A 19,057-nucleotide genomic window follows, 5' to 3' on the forward strand; every position below is an offset into this window, starting at 1 on the left:
GCCGCCCCGACCATGTCGCCCCCATCCCATCTGCAGAGGATACGACCGACCGCATGTCTCCCGATTCGTCGACTACGCCGCCACCCGATCCGTCGGTATCCCTGCCGGTATCTGCGTTGGCGGACCGACATATCCTGCTCGATGCCGTGTCGGTCGGCTACGGCGAGAAGGTGATCCAGCGCGATCTGAGCTTCGGTGTCCGACGCGGCGATGTTTTCGTCATCATAGGCGGCAGCGGCAGCGGCAAGAGCACCCTCATGCGCAGCTTGATCGGACTCCTAGCGCCGCAGGCCGGGCGGATCCTGTTCGACGGCGAGAGTTTTTGGGATGCGCCCCAACACGCGCGCACCCGCCGGATGCGTCGCAACGGGGTCATGTATCAGAGTGGTGCCCTCTGGAGCTCCATGACACTCGAAGAGAACGTCGCCCTACCGCTTGAGCAATATACCGACCTGCGGCGCAGTCAGATCCACGAGCTCGCGGTCTACAAATTGGCCTTGGTCGGGCTTGCGGCCTATTGCGACTTCTATCCCTCCGAGATCAGCGGGGGAATGCGCAAACGCGTCGGGGTCGCCCGCGCGATGGCGCTCGATCCGGATATCCTCTTCTTCGACGAGCCCTCCGCGGGTCTGGATCCGCTGAGCGCGCGTCTGCTCGATGACCTGATCCTGGAACTGCGCGAGAGTCTGGGGACAACGATGGTTGTCGTCACACACGATCTGGCCAGCATCTTTGCGATTGCCGACGACTCGGTATTCCTCGACGCCGCCACGCAGACCATGCTGACCACGGGAAACCCCCGAGAGCTGCGCGAGCATTGCGGGATCAAGCTCGTCCGTGATTTTTTGAGCCGGGGAGAGACATGAGCAAACAGGCCAATCCGACGGTGATCGGCGGCTTCGTGCTCGGGGCCTTGACCCTGGTCGTGATCGCGATCCTGGTGTTCGGCAGCGGTGCGCTCTTTCGCGAGAGGGTGCCGATGGTGACCTATTTTCCGGGCTCGGTGCAGGGGCTGAGCGTCGGCGCCGGTGTGCAGTTCGAGGGGGTGACGGTCGGCCGTGTGACGGGGATCGAGCTCAGCTTCTCGCCGGATACCGGGATCTTCAGCGTGCCCGTGACCTACGAGGTCTGGCCCGACAGCGTGCGCATCCTCGGGGCGGAGTCGGATGACTCGCCGGCGCAGATCCTGCGGCGCTTGGTCAAGGAGCGCGGTCTGCACGCACGGCTTGAGTCGGTGAGCTTCGTGACCGGCCAATACATGATTGCGCTGCAACTGGTTCGCGGCCGACCGCTGCGGCTGATCAAGGATCCCGAGGACGTTGTCGAGGTCCCGTCGATCGAGGCGACGCGCGACAGAATGACCGAGATGCTCGAAAATCTGCGGCTCGATGATCTGGCCAACGAGGCGGCACTCACCCTGGCCTCGATTCGGCAGTTGATCGGCTCCGGGGAGGTTCTGAGGTTGCTCGAGACCCTAAACGCGACCCTGGACGAGGCTCGCGTCCTGCTCGGAGGACTCAATCGGGAGGTGCAGCCGCTCGCACGGCGCCTCGATTCGATCCTCGAGGATTACGGTGCGCTGGCACGAGCGCTGGAATCCGGTGTGGTACCGGTCGCGGAGAATCTCGAGCTAGTCACCGCTTCGCTGGCTGTACTGGTGCGCCGGGTCGACGATCAAGTGGTTCCGCTCTCGGGCGCGACGCAGGCTGCGCTCGGCGAGTTCGAGGCCACCATGCGCTCGCTGGGGTCCTTGGCCGGCGATGCGACCGGGTCACGGATTCAGCTCGACCGGTTCCTCGTCGAGGCATCGGCCGCGGCCCGATCGCTCCGGGATCTTGCCGATTATCTGGAGCGGCATCCCGAGGCGCTTGTGCGCGGTAAGCGATAATCCTCGATTCGGCCGGCTGCCGCGTGAGACGCTCCCGAGGCCGTTCGACTGCCGAATCCGGAAGCTCGCGAGGGGCGGAGACGCTCGCTTTGACACCACCGATCTTGAAATCGGGCCGTCCTGAAAACAATCAGGCCCGGCACGCACGCGTACCGGGCCTGATGCACTGACGCTGGACTCGACTAGAAGTCGAGGAAGCTCGGGGTTTGGGTCGTGTCGGCGGACACTGCCTGTACTTCGACGACCGGTTCTTTCGTCTCTTCGTTGGCGAGACGCTCGGACTCCGGCATGACCATCGTGGTTTGGACTCCGCCTACGAGCAGAGCGACTGCGGCAAGAACACCTAAAGCACCCATGGTATATCTCCAATTTCGATTGGTTGCTGGTATGGGGATCATTATATAAGCATATTCTAATTAATCAACCCCTAATTTTGGTCCCCGTCGCCCGATGTTGTCGGGCATCCCGTCCGCTCGTGTTACCGCTTGTCAGGTGCTTCAGGATGGTCGCTAATATTAGCGATTGTTGATCAAGATCAACCCTCTATCTTGGATTCCGTCCTAATCTTGATTCCGCGTCGGAGTGCATGGTGCTCACGGCGTGCTCAACAGGTTTCTCGAGACGGGAGAAATGTGATGACGACAACAAAACGGCTTGTGCTTGCTGCGGCAGTCGCCGCTGTCTCGGCGTTCGGCTCCATGTCCGCGAACGCCTTCTGGGGCTCCGGGCCCTTTGGGATGTTCCCCGGCGGTTGGGGTGGACCTTGGAGCTCGCCTTGGTACGGACCCTATGGGGGTTATCCCTATGGTGGTTATGGATATCCCCACGGGGCCTACGGCTCGCCTTACGGATGGGGTGCGCCCTACGGCTTCGGTGCGCCGCTCTACGGCTACCCGGCTTATGGCTATCCGGCCTACAGCTACCCGACGACAACGCCTTCCAGCACCGACTCCAGCAAGTGACTCGACTCGCCTCGATGCCGTCCGGCATCGGGGCGAGACCCACCGCATCCGCCGCCGGGAGCCGCGCCCGAGGCCGACGGCGCATTTGGAACTGCTGCTTCGCCGCCCTGGTCGCCGCCTCGTGCCTGCTGCCTGCTATCATCCGTGTCGGCTCGCCGGCCCGAGATCGGCCGGCCCGGGCGCGCGCCTGCACGCGCGCCCTGTCAGCGATCTGACCGGAGAAGCGATATGCGAGTACTCGTCGGCGATATCGGGGGCACCAAGACTGCCCTGGGTCTTGCGAAGACGCATCAAAACCGTGTCGATCTCGAGGAGACGCGGCAGTATCCGAGTGCGGATTTCGACTCCCTCGATGAGATCGTCCGGCGCTATCTCGAGGAGACCGGAATGACCTGTCGTTTCGCCGCCTTCGCGATCGCCGGGCCGGTGCGCCAGCGGCGCAGTCAGGCGACCAATCTCCCCTGGGAGCTGGACGCCGATGCCATGGAGCAGGCACTCGGCTTTGCCGGTGTCGCACTGCTGAATGATCTGGAGGCGACGGCCTGGGGGCTTGCGGCATTGGGGCCCGATGACCTGGCCGTGATCCATCCGGGGGAGCCGACACAGGGCAACGCCTGCGTGGTCGCCGCCGGTACCGGGCTCGGCGAGGCCGGACTCTTCTGGGACGGTCTGCGTTACCATCCTTTCGCGACCGAGGGCGGTCATACCGACTTCGGGCCGACAGACGAGCGCGAGTGTGCGCTCCATGCGTTTTTAAAGCAGCGCTTCGGCCGGGTGAGCTGGGAGCGCATCGTCTCCGGGCTCGGGATCCGAAATCTCTACGACTTTTTGTCCGAATGGCGCGGAATCGAATCGCCGCCCGCACTGCGCGAGTCCATCGCAAGTGGCGATGCTGCGGCGGCGATTGCCGCGGCCGCCTCCGAGACCTCCTGCCCGGTCTGCACCGAGACGATGGATCTATTCTTTCTTCTCTATGGGCGCGAGGCCGGAAACATGGCGCTCAAGCAGATGGCGCTCGGCGGGGTCTACTTGGGCGGAGGGATCGCGCCGAAGAATCTCGACGCCCTGCGCGGCAGCGCCTTCCTGAAGGGCTTCTTCGACAAAGGCCGTTTGGAGCCTCTGATGCGCGCGATGCCGGTTCGGGTGATCGTACAGCCGAGCACCCCGCTGATGGGAGCGGCGTTGTTTCTGGAGTCGCAGTAGGGAGTGCCGCGGGCAGTCAGTTGTCAGCTATCAGCCTCCAGCCTCCAGCGGTGAGCCGTGAGTCTGACCATAGATGAGCTAACAGCTAAGGCGAATTCCGGAAACCCTCATGCCAAGGGCGTAGGTTGTGCCGAGCCGTGCGAGGCACAACCAACCGTCGGCGCAAGTTGTGCTTCCTATCGTCAGCACAACCTACGGGTATGTAAGTTTGCGGAAATCGCCTAACAGCTAACAGCTGAAGGCAGGCGGCATTCCCTCAACTAAAGAGGATACCCATGACACACATACTCAGCATTATCGGAATGAGCTGCGGTCACTGTGTTCGCGCCGTGACCTCGGCGCTCGAGTCCGTTGCCGGCGTCGAGTCCGTCGTGGTGGATTTGGAGCCCGGTCGCGCCCGCGTGGAGGGGCAGGCCGACGTCGCTGCCTTGATCGCGGCCGTGGTGGCCGAGGGTTATGGTGCGGAGCCGGCGCGTCTCGAATGACCTCGGGTCGGGTCATGTTTGGCCTCGCCCCGTGAGGCGCGCCTCGGTGCCGGCGGTCAATCGATCCGGACCTCGGGATATAGCGCTGCGCTTGGAGGCACGAACACTCCGCGGTCGGTCGAGCATCGCTTGAATCTTCTTGTCCAGTCCCGTGGATCGGCACGCCCGATCCGCGGCGTCTGTTGTCTGTCGTTTTGTCGGAGGCCGTTGTCATGTCGAGTCGTGAAAAGGTCGGTGCATGGATCGAGTCGACCCGGATTCAGCGCATCATCATGGGACTGATCCTGATCAATGCGGTCACCTTGGGGTTGGAGACCTCGTCGGGCGTTATGGCGAGCTATGGTGGAATCCTCCATCTGCTCGATCGGGTGATCCTGGCGGCGTTCGTCGCGGAGATCCTGCTGAAGCTCTTTGCCCAGGGTTTGGGCTTTTTTCGTCGGGGCTGGAATCTGTTCGATTTTACCGTGATCGCGATCGCGCTGATCCCTGCGAGCGGGCCGCTTGCGGTCTTGCGTGCGCTGCGCGTGCTTCGCGTCTTGCGTCTCGCCTCGGTGTCGCCGCGTCTGAGGTTCGTCGTCGAGGCGCTGCTCAAGGCGTTGCCCGGCATCGCCTCGATCGCCTCTCTGATGTTGCTGCTGTTCTATGTCGCTGCGGTGATCGCCACGGGTCTGTTCGGGACGCGCTTTCCCGAGTGGTTCGGCACGCTTGGCGGAGCGATGTACACCTTGTTTCAGATCATGACCTTGGAGAGCTGGTCGATGGGGATCGTGCGCCCCGTGATGGATGTCTATCCCTACGCCTGGCTCTTTTTTATCCCTTTCATCCTGATCGCCACCTTTACGATGCTGAATCTCTTCATCGGCATCATTGTCGACACCATGCAGACGCTGCATGACGATCAGCATGCTGCGGAGCGCGAGCGCATCGAGGATACGGTTCACCGCGATACCCGTCAGGTCGAAGTCGAGGTGCGGGCCTTGCGCGAGGAGATCGAGGGGCTGCGACGCGACTTGGCGATCCGCCACGGGCAGAGCTGACGCGGCTCGCCGTGTCGTTACGAACAGGCTGCGGTGTGCGTGCCTCTGTTTTGGTACTATGATACAAACTGTTGCTTTTGAGATGCGCACTGTTGTAATTCATCGACGAAGAGGCCGGCATCGCTTGCGGTCTCGATTCGTGGCTGCGCGGAGGTCGTGACGGGTTGCTTTTGTCGATGGACGAGGGGGCGAATGTGGGTCGAGCGCGACGAGCTCGGACGGCGCAGTCGAGCGATGCAGCTCGGCCCGCGGTTGTGCGTGCGGGATCCGGCGCGTGGCTCTTGCTGGTTGCCCTGATTCTGGCGGCAGGCAATGCGTTTGCCATGAAGCTCGACGTCAAGGTGACGGGCCTTGCCGGCGAGCAGGAGTCCAATGTCTTGGCGTTGCTCTCCATCTATCAGGAGCGAGCCGACGCCGACCTGACCCCGGCGCGTGCCGAGGCCCTGCATCGGCTGGCAGCCGATCAGATCCGCGATGCCTTGGCGCCCTTCGGTCTTTATCAGGTCGAGGTCACCGATCGACTCGATGTGCCATCGGACCCGAACGGAACCTGGGTTGCAACCTATGCCGTGGTTCCCGGACCTGCAGTGAAGATCGGCCGAGTCGACTTCGCCATCACGGGCGAGGGTGCCGATGACCCGGCCTTTCCGAAGGCGTTTCCGATGCAGGTCGGCGAGGTGCTCCTTCATTCCAAATACGAAGCGGCGAAATCCGATCTGCGCGCACGCGCGTCTACGGGCGGCTATCTGGACTACAGCCTCGAGCGCCATCGGGTCTTGATCGATCTGGTCGCCTACGAGGCGATCGTTGAATTCCACCTGAACACCGGGCCGCGCTACTACCTGGGCAACGTCACCTTCAAGCAGGATCTTCTGAACGATAAGTTTCTGCGCTCCTACCTGAACTTCGAGCCCGGCGTCGTATACAACCCCGACCTCCTCTTGGCGCTTCAAGGGCGATTGCTCGGCACCGAGTATTTCAGCGACGTCGAGATTGTGCCCCGAAAGGATGAGGCTGACGACGGGACGCTGGTACCGATCGATGTCGTCGCAACCCGCAACAAGCGGGACAAATTCCGTATCGGTGCGGGCTTCACGACCGATACGGGTCCGCGGGTGAGCGCGGATTGGCGTCGTCGCTACGTCAATCAATGGGGGCACAATTTTCGAACCGAGCTGCAGCTCTCGCCCGTGCTCTCGCAATGGAGCTTCGACTACCGGATCCCGATTCAGGATCCGACGCGCGACTACATCATCATCAAGCCCCAGTCGACCTGGTCCAACATCACCACGCAGAAGGGCTGGCTCAATTCGGTTCAGGTCGCGCACTCCACACTCAGGCCGAGCAATTGGCGCCGCACCGTCGGCATCGACTACACCTACGAGGATTACGAGATCAGCGATATCCAGACCGGGATTTCCTCCGAGCTGGCGCCGAACATTTCCTGGTCGAAGACCGTCGCGGACGACCCGATCAACACCAAGCGGGGATACCGGATCCGCTACGGTCTTTTAGGGGCGGTCGAGGGCGTGATCTCGAATGCCTCGTACCTGAGCGCTGCCTTGCAGCTCAAGTGGATCCACGGCTTCGCGGAGAAGTACCGCTTCATCACCCGAGCCGATCTGGGCGCGACCCTGGCGGAAGACTTGACCGAGCTTCCGGCGAGTCGCCGTTTCTTCACCGGCGGCGACAACACCCTCCGCGGTTGGGGTTTCGACACACTGGGACCGACCGAGCCCTTCAACGACGACACTGTCGGCGGGCGCTATCTCGGGGTCGGTAGCCTTGAGCTCGAGCGCACCATCCGGGGCCCCTGGAGTGCGGCCGTCTTCACCGATTTCGGAAACGCCTTCGACCCCGACTACGAGAACAAATTTCAGCAGAGCGTCGGCTTCGGCGTGCGCTGGGCCTCGCCCATCGGCCAGGTGCGTGTGGATCTCGCCTTGCCCTTCACCCAGGATGACTACGAGATCGGCGACGGCTGGCCCCCGGCACGCCTCGTCTTCGTCATCGGGCCCGATCTATGAGTGAGACCGACACGTTTGCGACACCGCCTCGCGATGGACCCGCGCCTGCCGAGCCGCCGGCGGTAGCCCCTACGCAGACTCGGCGGCGTCGACGTGTCCGGCCGCTGCGCCTGATGCTCGGGCTGATCGTGTCCTTTACGGTCGTGTTGGTTCTGATGCTGGGGCTGCTGCTTGGGACCCAGACCGGACTGCGTTTCGCGATCGCTTTGGTACAAGACTTGGCCCCCGGCGTTCTGAGCGTCGAGCGTGTCGAAGGGCGCATCACGGGGCAGTTGACGCTCGATCGGCTCGCGATACGGGTTGCGGACTTCGAGATGCGTGCCGGCAGCATCGGTCTGAACTGGTCGCCTGTCGCTGCCCTTCGTGGAGACCTGCCGATCGAAGTGCTGCGGATCCACGACCTGGACCTGGTGTTGCCGCCGAGTCCCGAAGACCCCAAGCCGCTCGTCCTGCCCCACCTCGCCTTGCCGCTGCGCATCGAGCTGCATGAGGCGCAGGTCGTGCCGCTGCGCCTTTTCAAACACGGCGAGGCCGAGCCCTTTTTCGTGATCGAGGATGCGATCCTGTCCGCGAGCCTGCGGGGCAGTGAGCTCGACATCACGCGCTTGGAGGTCGTGCTGCCGACCCCGCGGCTCGCCGCACGCGCCTTCGGCCGGGTCGAGCTGAGCGGCGACTATCCGCTGGATCTCGACCTCGATTGGGAGATGACGCAGGCCCCTGCGATCGCCCTGCAGGGCTCGGCTCGGCTCACGGGTGATCTGGCATCGCTGCAGGTCCGGCAGCGTTTGAGCGGCTCGGCGCGGGCGGATCTTGACGTGCGAGTCGACGACCCGCTCGGCAAACCCGCTTGGGACGGTCGGCTGGAGATTCTCGGCGCGGATCTGCCCGACTTCGGGTCCAATCTGCCCGAGGTGACGGTGACCGGGAGCCTGGAGACCCAGGGCGATCTCGACACCGCGTCGGTCACGGGAAAGCTCGATGCCCGTGCCCCGCAGCTACCTGATTTCGGACATCTCGCCGCCGTGCTGGATGTCGTCTGGGCCAAGCAGGTCCTGGAGATCCGCAGTCTCGCGCTGACCGAGCAGGTCTCCGATGCCTTGCTGAACCTGACCGGCCAGGTCGATACGGGTGCGAGGCCCGGTCGCTTCGCGCTGGCCGGCCGGTGGGAGCGTCTGCGTTGGCCTTTGAGCGGTGATCTGATGGCCGAGTCGCCCCGCGGGACACTCGATGCCTCGGGGGCCTTCGACGCCTTCGACTATGTCGTCTCGCTCGCCGCGCAGGGTCCGGACATCCCGGCCTTGACCTTGGATCTGAACGGCACCGGCTCGGATTCCGGAACGCGCATCGATGCCCTGAAGCTCGCCCTGCTCGACGGCGAGCTGCTCGGCGAGGGCGATGTCGCCTGGTCGTCCGCCGTGAGCTGGACGCTGAGCCTGAGCGGCAAGGATCTGAATCCGGTTGGCTTGGTTGAGGGGCTCGAGGATCGGCTCTCGTTTCAGCTCGCGAGCGCGGGCGGGTTGGACGGGTTCGAGTACGATTTGGCCGCCCGCTCGGTGGGCCCTGGTCTGCCGCCCTCGCAGCTGCGTCTCGGCGGTCGGGGCGACCGTCGCGAGACGCGGATCGAGACCCTGACGCTCGCGACCCTGAACGGTCATATTACCGGTCTTGCCACGGTCGGTTGGGACCCCGCGGTGACCTGGGAGGCTGGTTTGGATGCCGAGGGCCTAGACCCCGGCAGCCTTGCCCCCGAGTGGCCCGGTAATCTCGGTGGCCGCTTGACTAGCCGTGGAACGCTAGAGCCGGCGGGGCCGAACCTAGTCGCCGCCATCGAGCGGTTCGACGGCATCCTGCGCGGCTATCCCGTCGTCGCCTCCGGTTCGATCACCATGGTCGGGGAGACCATCCGGATCGAGGGCCTCAACGCGGCATCCGGTCCCAGCTCCGTGCAGGTCTCGGGACAGATCGACACGACGCTGGATGTGAGCTTCGATCTGGAATCCTCCGACCTTGCCAGCTTGGCGCCCGAGGCCCGCGGCAGTCTGACCGCACGCGGCACGGTCTCGGGGCCGCGCGAGGCGCCGCGCGTCCTGCTCGATCTCACGGCGCGCGATGCCGAGTGGGCAGGGCAGGGGATCGCCGCTCTGACCGGAACCCTGGATCTCGGGTTGTCTCCCGAAGATCCCTTCGAGATCCGGCTCGACGGCACGCGGCTGATCGTCGGCGACATGACCTGGGAGACACTCTCAGTGCGCGGTGGGGGCCGTATCCCGGAGCACCGTCTGGAGCTGTTGCTCAAGGGCGAGCCCCTCTCGGTGACCTTTGAGGGCTCCGGCGGGCTCGCGAGCGACGGCGCCTACAGCGGGCGGGTCGCGCGCCTGGATCTCGACACAGCGACCTTCGGCAACTGGGCCTTGCGGCAACCGAGCCCGGTCTCGATCGCCGGCCCCAAGATCGCCTTCGGTCCCTTCTGCGTCCGCGGGCCGAACGGCTCCGGCGGCTGTACCGAGCTTGAGCGGAGCACGGCCGAGCGAGCGGTCGCGAGCCTGGACTTCACGCTGGCCGATTTTGCACTCCTCGGGCCCGTGATGCCGAGTAATCTCGCTCCGACCGGCAATGCCGGCATCAGGGGGCGCTTCGAGATGACCGGCAACGTCCTGAGCGGCAGCGCGACCGCCGAGATCCCGCAAGGCTCGATCCAGGTGCTGATGGGCGGCGGCCGCAACGAGACCATCGATTTCTCGGGGACGCGTCTCGTTCTAGATGCCGGCGCGCGCGCTCTCTCCGCCCGACTCGGTCTGCCGCTCGAAGGGCTCGGTCGGGTCGAGGGGACGCTCGATCTCGCGGGGTGGCGGCTCGACGCCCCGGCGCGCCCTGGTCAGCCGCTCGCCGGAACGCTGCGCGGCGAGATCCGGGGACTCGATCGGGTCGCCAATCTGCTGCCCGACATCAGCGGGTTGACCGGCGGCGTTGAGCTTGACCTGGGCCTGGGCGGCAGCCTCGGCGCACCGGCGCTGCGGGGCGAGGCGCGGATTCGGGATGTCGGCTTTTCGGTCCCGCTGGTCGGACTCAACCTGGCCAACCTGAACATCACCGTTGGCGCCGCCGCTGTCGATCGGATGGAGCTGCAGGGCTCGGCGGACGTCGGAGGCGGCCGACTCGAGCTCACGGGCGATGCGCGTCTGGGCGGTGGCGGATTCGCAGCGCAAGCGCGCGCGTCCGGAACGAATCTCAAGGTTGCCGATACGCGCGAGTATTTTGCTCTGGTCTCTCCCGGCATCGATTTCGAGGCCAATTCCAAGGGAGCGCGTCTGAGCGGCGAGATCAAGATTCCGGAGGCGCGGATTCGACCCCGTTCACTCCCCGCCGGGGTCAAGACGCAGTCGAGCGACGTCGTCCTTTTGGATCGGGGGCAGGAGACGGCCTTTCCGCTCGCCATCGAACTGCGTTTGATCCTCGGCGATCAGGTCACGATCGACGCCTTCGGCGTGCGCGGACGCTTGGCCGGGGAGCTGGCCTTGCTGCAAGCGCCAGGGCGCGACATGTTGGGTCGCGGTCAGTTGCAGATCATCGACGGTCAGTATCGGTTGACGACCGGGTTCGGGATCGCCGCCGAGATCGGCGCGCCGCTGAACATCGTCCAGGGGCGAATGATTTATGCCAGCAGCCCGATCGGCAATCCCGGTCTCGTCATCCAAGCCGAGCGTGACGGAGGAGCGACCGTTGCCGGTGTCCAGGTGCTCGGGACGCTGCGCGACCCCAAGCTCGCCTTCTTCTCGGAGACGGATCCGGGGATGACTCAGGCCGAGGTCACGAAATTCCTCCTGACCGGCGTCGCCCCGAGCGCGAGCGGCGATGCGGCGAAGCCCGGCCTCGCGGTCGGGACCTACATCGCGCCGAAGATCTTCGTGGAGTACGAGAGCGGCATCGGTGACGAATCCGGCGGTGTCCGGATGCGCTACGACCTGACCGATCGCATCGAGATTCAGACCGAAACGGGCGGCAATCAGGGCGCCGATCTCTTCTACACCTTCGAGCGATGAGCCTCTCACATCCGAAATATTGGCCCAGCTGGGTCGTCGTCGGTCTGGTCTACGGACTCGGCCGATTGCCCTTTCCGCTGATCTGGGCGCTCGGCACCGCCGTGGGACGCCTGACCTATCTGCTCGCCGGATCGCGGCGTCTGGTCGGGCGGCGCAACCTCGAGATCTGCCTGCCGCAGGCGACCCCGCGCGAGCGCGAGCGCATCCTGCGTGCGCAGTTCGGCTGGCTGGGTGTGGCGGCCTTCTGCCAGGGCGTGAGCTGGGGTGCGTCGCGTGCGCGCCTGGCCCGCGTGGTGAAGATCCGCAATCGCGAGCGCATCGATCGCTGTATCGCCGAAGGGCGCCCGATCATCGTCCTGGTGCCGCATTTCGTCGGTCTTGAGCTCGGCGGTGCGGCCTTTACCGCGCTGGTCCACTCGGGCGTCTACATGTACCAGCGCATCCGCAATCCGGTGGTCGACCGGCAGGTGCGGCGTGCCCGTCAGCAATTCGGCAGCGTCTCCATCGAGCGCCACGACGACCTGCGCGGCCTGGTGCGCGAGATGAAGAAGGGTACGCCCTTCTTCTATCTGCCCGATCAGGACGGCGGACGGCGCGGCCTCTTCGTGCCCTTCTGCGGGGTCGCGGCCTCGACCGTGCCCATGCTCGGACGTTTCGCGGCCATGACCGGCGCGGTCGTCATCCCGACCTTCGCCCGGTTTCTGCCGTGGGGAAGCGGCTTGGAGCTGATCTTCGATCCGCCGCTGGAGGATTTTCCGAGCGGGGATCGTACGGCCGACACCCTGCGTATGAATCAGGTCATCGAGGCGCGCATCCAGACCATGCCCGAGCAGTATTTCTGGGTACACCGCCGCTTCAAGACCCGACCGCCCGGCGAGGCGCCCATCTATCCGCTCAAGCGGCGTCGGCGATGAGGCTCGGTCCGGACAGGGAATCCGGCGGCAATGGCGTTCGGGAGGCGGGCGAGGGCGGTGCCCTGCGCTTCGGTCGCCCGCGTGACTGGGCGATCGGCGGCGCGCTTCTGGCGGCGCTGGTGATCGCGGTTGAATGGACGGTCGGGTGGGGGCCGCTCCTCGTGCCCTGGCGCACGCTGTCCCCGCTGCTCGTGCTCGCCCTCTTCGGCCTGACCGCGCTCAGCTACGTGCTGCGGGCGGTGCGGGTTTACGACTATTTCGGGTCTCGGTTTCGCGGCTGCTTCCCGACCGTCCTGCGTCTGAGCATGCTGCACAACACGGCGAACAACCTCTTGCCGATGCGTGCCGGGGAGATGGTCTTTCCTTGGCTGATGCGGCGTTATTTCGGTCACGGGTTTCTCGACGCCGCGGCGGCCTTGCTCTGGATCCGGATCCTGGATCTGCATTTTCTGGCCTTGATCGGCATCCTGATCCTGTACTTGCGTGATCCGTCGCCGATCTGGTGGTGGACGGGGCTGGCCTGGCTCGGCGGGCTCTTGCTCTTTCTGCCGCTGCGGGGCCTTGTGAATGCATCGAACGGAGCATCCGGGCGCGGTTTCGCGGCGAGGCTGATCCGATTGGTCAGGCGTGTTCTGGGCGCCGCCCCCGCGCAGCCCCGGATCATCGCCCGCGTCTATCTCTGGACGGCACTGACCTGGACCCTCAAGTTCACGGCCTTCGCGGTGCTGCTCGAGCACTTCCTGCCGGTCGAGTTCTGGCGTCTGCTCACGGGTGTGATGGGGGCAGAGCTCTCGAGCGTGCTGCCCTTCCACGGCATCGCCGGCAGCGGGAGCTACGAGTTGGCGGTGGTGGCGGCCCTTGCGCCCTTGGGCGTGGACCCGAAACTGGCGTTGGCCGGCGCGGTCAATCTCCATCTCTTTCTGCTCGGAGCGACCTTGGTCCTGGGTGGTTTCGCCTTGCTGTTGCCGAAGACGTCGGGCAAGACCCATAGCGATCCTCAAGATTGAATCGCCCCCTGTTGCAGTGCACAATAACGAACCGATATCGGAGTGCCGTGGAACCTCTCGCCGGGATGCGGCGGACGTCGATGACGATTGCCGGGGCGATCCGTCCGGGCGCGTCGAAATGTCCGGCAACTCCAGGTGTCGAAACGGCCGGGCCAGAGGTGGCCCGGTCCTAAACCGCGCCCGGCGCGGTCTGTGATGTTTTTGGATGGGATCGGCCTCGGCGGACTCGACGATTGTCGGAGCCGTAGCTGTTTAAGGTTTTGAGAAATATAAAATTTTAAACCGCGTCTCCACCAAGGTCGGGAAATCCCCAAGGCCGATTACAACATGAAAACGACGCATGTCGCTCTGGACGCGGTTTAAGCGCATCACCAAAGGTTAACGAATGCAAACAACAAGACCGGTATTCCTGGATCTGTGGCGGATCAAGCTGCCGATTCCGGGTGTCGTTTCGATCCTTCATCGCATCAGCGGCGTCATCATGGTCCTCACCATCCCACTCGCGGCCATCCTCTTCCACCAGGCGCTCTCGGGACCTGCGGGGTTCGCGCAGGTCGCCGGAATCCTGGATTTCTGGCTGGTGAAGCTGATCCTGCTGGTGTTGGCCTGGAGCCTGCTGCATCACCTCTTTGCCGGGATCCGCTATCTGCTGCTCGATTTGGGTCTCGGGCTGGACCGCCCGGCAGCCCGACGGAGCTCTTGGACGGCGCTGATCGCGGCGATCGTCGTGCTGGTTATCGGTGGAGGGCTGGCGTTATGAGCCGACAAGCATCCGGTCTCATGGCCTGGGTCATTCAGCGCGCCACGTCGGTCTATCTGGCGATCGTCCTGCCCTATCTCTTGCTCAAATTTGCCTTCGACGCACCGACCGACCATGCCGCCTTGGTGGTTTGGGTCGCCCATCCGGTCGTCGCGCTGGGTCTCGTGCTCCTCGTGCCACTCCTGCTGGCCCACGCCTGGGTCGGCATCCGCGACGTCCTGATCGACTATATCCATGTGCTCGGCCTGCGGATCGCTCTGCTGACCCTCTTTGCCTTTGTCTTCATTGCCTCGGGCCTCTGGGCCTTCAAGGCCATCATCACCGCTGGTCTGCAGGGGTAATCCGGGCATGGGAATTCCGACACGTCATTTCGACGCACTCATCATCGGTGCCGGCGGCGCGGGCCTGAACGCCGCGCTCCAGTTGGCCGGCGCGGATCTGCGCGTCGCCGTCGTCTCCAAGGTCTTTCCGACCCGCTCGCACACGGTCGCCGCCCAAGGCGGGGTCAACGCCGCGCTCGCCAACGTCTTGCCGGATTCCTGGCACTGGCACATGTTCGATACCGTCAAGGGTTCTGACTATCTCGGTGACCAGGACGCCATCGAGTTCATGTGTCGCGAGGCCATCCCCACGGTCTATGAGCTGGAGCACGCGGGCGTGCCCTTCTCGCGTCTCGACGACGGCAAGATCTACCAGCGCGCCTTCGGCGGCCAGAGCCAGAACTTCGGCGGCGAGCAGGCGGCGCGCACCTGCGCGGCGGCCGACCGCACCGGTCATGCCATCCTGCACACCCTCTATCAGCAGAACATCCGTGCGCGCACCCATTTCTTCGACGAGTTCTTCGCCATCGATCTGGTGCGTGATTCCGAGGGGGTGATCTGCGGCGCACTGGTGCTCGAGATCGAGACCGGCGAGCCGCTCCTGATCGAATCCAAGGCCACCCTGCTCGCCACCGGCGGCTGGGGTCAGGTCTTCCGCACGACCTCGAACGCGCACATCAACACCGGCGACGGCGCTGCAATGGCCTTGCGTGCAGGTATCCCTTTGATGGACATGGAGTTCTTCCAGTTCCACCCGACCGGTATCGCCGGCAAAGGGATGCTGATCACCGAGGGCACGCGCGGGGAGGGCGGTTATCTCATCAACAAGGACGGCGAGCGCTTCATGGAGCGCTATGCCCCGCGCGCCAAAGACCTGGCCAGCCGCGACGTGGTCTCGCGCGCCATCGTCACCGAGGTCAAGGAGGGCCGCGGCTGCGGCGAGAACGGCGACTATGTGATGCTCAAGCTCGACCACCTCGGCGAGGCGGTCATCTCCAAACGTCTCCCCGGTATCCGCGAGTCGAGCCAAATCTTCGCGGGCTGCGATCCGGTCATCGAGCCGATCCCGGTCTTTCCGACCGCACACTATGCGATGGGCGGTATCCCGACCGACCGCTTCGGTCGGGTCGCCATGCCGGCGGGTCACGGCTCCGAGGAGGTCGTGGTCGGACTCTACGCGGCCGGGGAGTGCGCCTGTGCCTCGGTGCACGGCGCGAATCGATTGGGCGGCAACTCGCTGCTCGACATCCTGGTGTTCGGTCGATTGGCGGGCAAGGACATCATCGAGTATGTCCGCGAAAACCCCTACCAACGTACCGTCGACTCCGCAAGCCTGGAGCAGGCGGTGGGTCGTCTGATGCGCTGGGAGCAAACGGGCGACGGCCCCACGGTCCAGCAGCTGCGCGCCGATTTCCGCAAGTGCATGGAAGACCACGCCGGCGTCTTCCGGACCGAGGAGATTATGACCGAGGGCTACAACAAGCTCTGCGAGCTGCGTGAGCGTCTCCCCGAGGTGCGTCTGACCGACCAGTCCAAGGTCTTCAACACCGCGCGGATCGAGGCGTTGGAGCTGGAGAACATGATGGATGTCGGTCTGTCGATCGCGGTCTCCGCGCTGTACCGCCAAGAGAGCCGAGGCGCCCACTCGCGGCCCGACTATCCCGCTCGCGACGACCAGACCTGGCTCAAGCACAGCCTCTACTACCGGGACGGCGACCGCATGGACTACAAACCGGTGCGGACCAAGCCTTTGACGGTCGAGTCGTTTCCGCCGAAAGAGCGGGTTTATTAGGGTTCAGGGGTCGGGGTTCAGGGTTCAGGACGGATGCGTCATCGGGCGCGTTATCGGGGGCAACCGGGTGGTTTGTGCGCCGGCGGGCGCAGCTACACCATCGGCCTTTCCGTCATCCGCGCGGCTTGGTGGATGCGCCGCCTTGCTGATCCAGCCTACGCTGACGGCGCGGTGCCGCTGAGCGCTCGCTTCGGCATCACAACAACGAATTCAGGTGCGTTATGAAGATCAGCGTCTACCGCTACAATCCGGACACCGACAGCAAGCCCCGGATGCAGGAGTACGAGGTCAAGACCTTCCAAGGCATGATGCTGCGCGATGCCTTGCTCGAAGTGAAAAAGCAGGACGAGAGCTTCAGTTTTCGCCACTCCTGCGGCGAAGGCGTCTGCGGCTCGGACGGGGTCAACGTCAACGGCCGCAACGTGCTCGCCTGCATCTCGCCCATCAGCGAGTTGAAGGAGCCGATCCAGGTCCGCCCCTTCCCGGGCCGACCGGTGATCCGCGATCTGGTCGTCGACATGACCCAGTTCTACGAGCAATATCGCGCCGTCAAACCCTATCTGGTGCGTAAGGATCCGCTCCCGGAACAGGAGATCCTCCAGTCGCCCGAGGATCGCGATAAGCTCGACGGACTCTACGAGTGCATCCTCTGCGGTTGCTGCTCGACCGCTTGCCCCTCTTTCTGGTGGAATCCGGAAAAGTTCCACGGTCCCGCGGCCTTGCTGCAATCCTGGCGTTTCCTCGCAGACAGCCGTGACCAGGCGACCGAGGAGCGGCTCGACGCGCTCGACGGTCCCTACAAGCTCTTCCGCTGCCACAGCATCATGAACTGTGTCGAGGTCTGCCCGAAGGGACTCAATCCCACTCGGGCCATCGGCAAGATCAAAGATCTGATGCTCGACAAGGGTGTCTAGCGATCCGGTGACGACTGAATCGACATCCGAGACCGCGGCCGTGACCGATGCCTCCCGGGCGGCTGCGGACACGGAGCTTGAGATCCGACGGTTGCGCTGGCAATGCCGACGCGGCATGCTGGAACTCGATCATCTCTTGGATCGCTTCCTCGATCTCGGCTACCGAGAGTTGAGTCCGGCCGAACGCCTCGCCTTCGTGCGCCTGCTCGGCGAGCAGGATCAGCGGCTCAGCGATTGGTTCATGTCCCGCGCAGAACCGCCGGATACCGAGCTGCGCGATCTGGTGCGGCACATCGTCGGTGTCGTGCGTGAGCGGCGCAGCGGGTCATCCGACTTGCAGGGGTAGGCTATCGATCGCATCATCTCCTCGCTCGTGAACGCCGCGACAACTCGGGTCCGAGGGTTCGACCCGGTATCATCTCGCTCGACGGGTCAAGAGCCGCGTGCAAGGCCGACCATTACTGGAGGAGATAACGCATGATCGATATCCGCTATCCCATCGCCGGGCTGATTGTGGCCGCGTCCCTGTGGATCCTGTACGACCGCAGAAACCAGGCCGTCGAGTCGAGTCCCGCGCCTGTACAGCCACCGATCGCGGCATCCGAGGCCGACTCGCCCGTGATTGCGGCCGGAGCCGCTCCCGCAATCGCCCTCGCGCCGGTTCGACCCTCCGCCTTGCCCCCGATGCTCCATCCGGACGACAATCCCGCGACACCCGAGAAGATTGCACTCGGGAAACAATTGTTCGTCGATCCGCGTCTGTCGGGTAGCGGCACGATGGCGTGCCAGGGCTGTCACTACCGCCATCTCGGCTGGACCGACGGGCGGACACTCTCGCCGAAGGACAACGGGGAGCTGAATACGCGGCATACCCCGTCACTGTACAACACGGGTTATCAGACGGCCTGGTATTGGGACGGCCGTGCGACCAGCCTCGAGGGGCAGGTGCTGGCGGCTTGGAAGGCCCAGATCAACGCCGATCCGGAGCAGGTCGCGCCGCTCATTCAGGCGGTACCCGGATACGCCGTCCAGTTCGAGACCGTCTTCGGCGGCGCGGCCACACCGGAGACGATCGTCAAGGCGCTGGCCGCCTATCTGCGTACCAAGAACAGCGACGATTCGCCCTGGGACCGCTACGAGATGGGCCAGACAGGGGCAGTCACGCCGGACGCGATCGCCGGACAGGCGCTCTTCGTCGGCAAGGCCGGATGCGTGGCCTGTCACGCCCCGCCCTATTACGGCAACAGCACCTTCTACAACATCGGCCTGGAGCATGGAAAGGAAACCCCCGACCCGGGACGCTTCAACGTCACCAAGAACGAGGCGGACCGCGGCGCATTCAAAACGCCCTCGCTGCGCTCCGTGGCCTTGAGCTCACCCTACTTCCACGACGGCAGTGCGCCCACGCTCGAGCTGGCGATCCGCTATATGGCCTCCGGCGGCAATCCGGATCCGAACAAGTCCGAGCTGCTGGTCGATCGCGGTCTGACCGACGACGAGATCTTCCAGCTCGGTGCCTTCCTGCGCGCGCTCACGAGCCGCGAGACCTGGGACATGCCCGAGATTCCATGATCTGACCGGGTTCGTAACGTGTCAGGAATAAGTTGAACACCGAATTTAATCGTAGTCATTGTCGTTGTCGTTGTCGCTGTCGTTGTCGTTGTCGTAATCGTAATTGAGAACGACAACGACAACGACAGGTTGTCGC

Annotated in this window: 17 protein-coding genes; 16 read left to right on the top strand and 1 reads right to left on the bottom strand. The window is 64.5% G+C overall.

All coding sequences use genetic code 11. From position 1 onward, the window contains the following. Positions 1–53: 53 nt before the first annotated feature. Together AADX97_RS23310 and AADX97_RS23315 are read left to right on the top strand one after the other, a co-directional pair. Entirely contained in the window at positions 54–866 is an 813-nt protein-coding gene (locus AADX97_RS23310; RefSeq protein ID WP_374236233.1) for an ABC transporter ATP-binding protein, read from the top strand. Next, positions 863–1,888, top strand: a complete 1,026-nt coding sequence (locus AADX97_RS23315; protein WP_374236232.1) for an MlaD family protein — start codon at positions 863–865, stop codon at positions 1,886–1,888. The genes AADX97_RS23310 and AADX97_RS23315 overlap by 4 nt, the downstream gene beginning before the upstream one ends. Before the next feature lie 182 nt (positions 1,889–2,070). Here AADX97_RS23315 and AADX97_RS23320 read toward each other — a convergent pair whose 3' ends face one another. Beyond that, a complete protein-coding gene (locus tag AADX97_RS23320) occupies positions 2,071–2,244 on the bottom strand; it encodes a hypothetical protein (RefSeq protein WP_374236230.1) in 174 nt (57 codons plus the stop codon). Positions 2,245–2,523: 279 nt separating this feature from the next. Between AADX97_RS23320 and AADX97_RS23325 the strand changes: the two genes are divergently transcribed. The 14 genes from AADX97_RS23325 (at position 2,524) to AADX97_RS23390 (ending at position 18,921) form a co-directional block, all read left to right on the top strand. After that, positions 2,524–2,850, top strand: a complete 327-nt coding sequence (locus AADX97_RS23325; RefSeq protein ID WP_374236229.1) for a sulfur globule protein CV3 — start codon at positions 2,524–2,526, stop codon at positions 2,848–2,850. A 228-nt stretch (positions 2,851–3,078) separates the two neighbouring features. Next, positions 3,079–4,053 (top strand): glucokinase, encoded by a 975-nt coding sequence (glk, locus tag AADX97_RS23330; RefSeq protein ID WP_374236228.1) that lies wholly within the window; start codon positions 3,079–3,081, stop codon positions 4,051–4,053. 275 nt (positions 4,054–4,328) lie between these two features. Further along, a complete protein-coding gene (locus AADX97_RS23335; protein WP_374236227.1) occupies positions 4,329–4,538 on the top strand; it encodes a heavy-metal-associated domain-containing protein in 210 nt (69 codons plus the stop codon). Positions 4,539–4,750: 212 nt separating this feature from the next. Further along, positions 4,751–5,575, top strand: a complete 825-nt coding sequence (locus tag AADX97_RS23340) for an ion transporter (RefSeq protein ID WP_374236226.1) — start codon at positions 4,751–4,753, stop codon at positions 5,573–5,575. A 281-nt stretch (positions 5,576–5,856) separates the two neighbouring features. Further along, complete coding sequence (locus AADX97_RS23345; protein WP_374236225.1) at positions 5,857–7,602, top strand: autotransporter assembly complex family protein; 1,746 nt, start codon at positions 5,857–5,859, stop codon at positions 7,600–7,602. Continuing rightward, positions 7,599–11,642, top strand: a complete 4,044-nt coding sequence (locus tag AADX97_RS23350; protein WP_374236224.1) for a translocation/assembly module TamB domain-containing protein — start codon at positions 7,599–7,601, stop codon at positions 11,640–11,642. The genes AADX97_RS23345 and AADX97_RS23350 overlap by 4 nt, the downstream gene beginning before the upstream one ends. Then, the gene (locus tag AADX97_RS23355; RefSeq protein WP_374236223.1) at positions 11,639–12,556 is read left to right on the top strand and encodes a lysophospholipid acyltransferase family protein; all 918 of its coding nucleotides are present in this window, start codon (positions 11,639–11,641) and stop codon (positions 12,554–12,556) included. The genes AADX97_RS23350 and AADX97_RS23355 overlap by 4 nt, the downstream gene beginning before the upstream one ends. Next, positions 12,553–13,563, top strand: a complete 1,011-nt coding sequence (locus AADX97_RS23360; RefSeq protein WP_374236222.1) for a lysylphosphatidylglycerol synthase transmembrane domain-containing protein — start codon at positions 12,553–12,555, stop codon at positions 13,561–13,563. Before AADX97_RS23355 ends, AADX97_RS23360 begins: the two co-directional genes overlap by 4 nt. Before the next feature lie 385 nt (positions 13,564–13,948). Next, positions 13,949–14,323 carry a succinate dehydrogenase, cytochrome b556 subunit gene (gene sdhC / locus AADX97_RS23365; RefSeq protein WP_374236221.1) on the top strand — a complete coding sequence of 125 codons (375 nt, stop codon included), beginning with the start codon at positions 13,949–13,951 and terminating at the stop codon, positions 14,321–14,323. After that, entirely contained in the window at positions 14,320–14,664 is a 345-nt protein-coding gene (gene sdhD / locus AADX97_RS23370; protein WP_374236220.1) for a succinate dehydrogenase, hydrophobic membrane anchor protein, read from the top strand. The genes sdhC and sdhD overlap by 4 nt, the downstream gene beginning before the upstream one ends. Before the next feature lie 7 nt (positions 14,665–14,671). After that, positions 14,672–16,435, top strand: a complete 1,764-nt coding sequence (sdhA, locus tag AADX97_RS23375; protein WP_374236219.1) for a succinate dehydrogenase flavoprotein subunit — start codon at positions 14,672–14,674, stop codon at positions 16,433–16,435. A gap of 221 nt (positions 16,436–16,656) precedes the next feature. Beyond that, complete coding sequence (locus AADX97_RS23380) at positions 16,657–17,349, top strand: succinate dehydrogenase iron-sulfur subunit (protein ID WP_374236218.1); 693 nt, start codon at positions 16,657–16,659, stop codon at positions 17,347–17,349. 40 nt (positions 17,350–17,389) lie between these two features. Next, positions 17,390–17,695 carry a succinate dehydrogenase assembly factor 2 gene (locus AADX97_RS23385; protein ID WP_374236217.1) on the top strand — a complete coding sequence of 102 codons (306 nt, stop codon included), beginning with the start codon at positions 17,390–17,392 and terminating at the stop codon, positions 17,693–17,695. 131 nt (positions 17,696–17,826) lie between these two features. After that, complete coding sequence (locus AADX97_RS23390; RefSeq protein WP_374236216.1) at positions 17,827–18,921, top strand: cytochrome-c peroxidase; 1,095 nt, start codon at positions 17,827–17,829, stop codon at positions 18,919–18,921. Positions 18,922–19,057: the final 136 nt, after the last annotated feature.

The sequence above is a fragment of the Thiocapsa sp. C2-2m genome (assembly GCF_041903745.1).
In the GTDB taxonomy this organism is placed as follows: Bacteria; Pseudomonadota; Gammaproteobacteria; order Chromatiales; family Chromatiaceae; genus Thiocapsa; species Thiocapsa roseilacustris.